Annotated in this window: 3 protein-coding genes; all 3 read right to left on the bottom strand. The window is 53.4% G+C overall.

The window, feature by feature from the left end; genetic code table 11:
* Positions 1 to 12: 12 nt before the first annotated feature.
* Positions 13 to 249 carry a hypothetical protein gene (locus AB0I71_RS32535; protein ID WP_049194167.1) on the bottom strand — a complete coding sequence of 79 codons (237 nt, stop codon included), beginning with the start codon at positions 247 to 249 and terminating at the stop codon, positions 13 to 15.
* Positions 250 to 381: 132 nt separating this feature from the next.
* Positions 382 to 786, bottom strand: a complete 405-nt coding sequence (locus tag AB0I71_RS32540; protein ID WP_356808631.1) for a hypothetical protein — start codon at positions 784 to 786, stop codon at positions 382 to 384.
* A 15-nt stretch (positions 787 to 801) separates the two neighbouring features.
* The coding region (locus AB0I71_RS32545) for an ATP-binding protein (RefSeq protein WP_357591201.1) at positions 802 to 1,318 on the bottom strand (517 nt) is incomplete at its 5' end.

The following is a 1,318-nucleotide window of genomic DNA, read 5'->3' on the forward strand; positions in this document are numbered from 1 at the left end:
TCAGTGAATAATTTACGACTCATCGGTGACCCCCAAAATAGCAGGGAGAGTATGCAACGTCCCACCGTTCATATTGCGTTGAGCATCGATCACCACCCGATACGTGGAAACCAGTGCTTGCGATAAATCGACAACAGCCTCAGCACGATCGAGTTCCTCTTTCAGGCGTTCGCCAGTCAGACCGGGATCGTTGATTGTTTCAAGCATGGCAAACTGGTGATTGACCAGGTCCTGAATGCTATTTTTCACGATTTACCTCCGCATATCTGATCCGCCCGTAGTACATACCTGAGCGAAAACGATAATGTTTGCTCTGCTGCCACATGTCGCGTTCTGTGGTGATTTCTACCCCGCGTACCAGGCGCGGCTTGCTCATTCCTTTCATGCCGATGTCCTCCCGCGCAGGTTGGCCAGCGCCCGATCAAACATCTTGTGGACGTTGCAGAACTGCAGCTCTTTGGGGTGGAAGTGCCACAGCGTTTTATCCGGCGTTCCGGTACGGGGATTAGCGCGATAATTAACCTCGGCGCGCTCAACAAATTTGTCGGACACGCTTGTCAGCTTGTAGAGCGCCCTCGGCCCGCAGCCCTTCTTTGTGATTTTTACGTCTGGCGATCTGATCATCGACCGCAGCCTGAGCGCCAGCTCCTGCCGCGTCATCGTGTTTGCCGGGTGCGCGGCTTTGACCGCCTCCCAAATTTCAGTGGTGCTCATTTCTTTGCCGAGGATGATATCCACGAGCTGCTTTGCGGTTACTCTGTGCTTTTCGGTTACTCTGTTGGTCATTGGTTTATGCTCCGATTACTTGATCACCCGCAGGTGGCTTACATTTTTTCGATAGCTTCCCCAGGTGAAGTCCACCCAGATCCCGCCATCCATCGTTAATCTGTCCATGACTCTTGCGCCTAAAACATCGGTTAATTCCCTCGCATTCAAATTGGTTAAAACTCCCACCGGTTTTAGCGACGACAACCGGCGATCGATAACCTGATTCAAAATCACCCACTCACCCCGCGTTTCACGCTGTACGCCCACTTCGTCGAGAACGAGCAGATCGACCTTGCACAAGTCGTCGAGCAACGAAGCCTCGGACTCTCCGCCGTCGTAGCAGCGTCGAACGCGAAGCATCAGATCTGGAATAGTAACCACCAGTACCGTGTTATTTTTCGCCAGTAGGTGGTTGCCGATAGCTGCCGCCAAATGGTTTTTGCCGGTACCGCAGCCGCCGCTGAACACGAAGCAGCCGAACCCCATACCGAAATTTTGCGCATAGCTTTTGGCCTTGCTCAGGGCGTGGCGCTGCCCGTCGTTGTTCACC

This window comes from Micromonospora sp. NPDC049891, assembly GCF_040660295.1.
Taxonomy (GTDB): Bacteria; Actinomycetota; Actinomycetes; order Mycobacteriales; family Micromonosporaceae; genus Micromonospora.